Origin of the sequence: Mangrovihabitans endophyticus (genome assembly GCF_014646155.1) — a bacterium.
Classification (GTDB): domain Bacteria; phylum Actinomycetota; class Actinomycetes; order Mycobacteriales; family Micromonosporaceae; genus Actinoplanes; species Actinoplanes endophyticus.
This window is the reverse complement of record NZ_BMMX01000152.1, coordinates 1-644: the sequence shown is the minus strand read 5'-3', so window position 1 is coordinate 644 and position 644 is coordinate 1. Positions and strand designations below refer to the sequence as shown.

Annotated in this window: 1 protein-coding gene; it reads left to right on the top strand. The window is 43.0% G+C overall.

Translation table 11 applies throughout. The features are described from left to right. The coding region (gene hopE / locus IEY73_RS34660) for a Hop family outer membrane protein HopE (protein WP_189083239.1) at positions 1 to 644 on the top strand (644 nt) is incomplete at both ends.

The window sequence follows — 644 nt, the reverse complement described above, 5'->3', positions numbered from 1 at the left end:
AATATTTATAATACAGGGGATTGCACAGGGAGTGTTGTAGGTTGCCCCCCAGGTCTTAGTGCTAATAAGCATAATCCAGGAGGCACCAATATCAACTGGCATACCAAATACGCTAATGGGGCTTTGAATGGTTTTGGGTTGAATGTGGGTTATAAGAAGTTCTTCCAGTTCAAGTCGTTGGATATGACAAGCAAGTGGTTTGGTTTCAGAGTGTATGGGCTTTTTGACTATGGGCATGCCGATTTAGGTAAGCAAGTTTATGCACCTAATAAAATCCAGTTGGATATGGTTTCTTGGGGTGTGGGGAGCGATTTGTTAGCTGATATTATTGATAAAGACAACGCTTCTTTTGGTATTTTTGGTGGGGTCGCTATCGGCGGTAACACTTGGAAAAGCTCAGCGGCAAACTATTGGAAAGAGCAAATCATTCAAGCTAAAGGTCCTGATGTTTGCACCCCTACTTATTGCAACCCTAACGCTCCTTATAGCACCCAAACTTCAACCGTCGCTTTTCAGGTATGGTTGAATTTTGGGGTGAGAGCCAATATTTACAAGCATAATGGCGTAGAGTTTGGCGTGAGAGTGCCGCTACTCATCAACAAGTTTTTGAGTGCGGGTCCTAACGCTACTAATCTTTATTACCA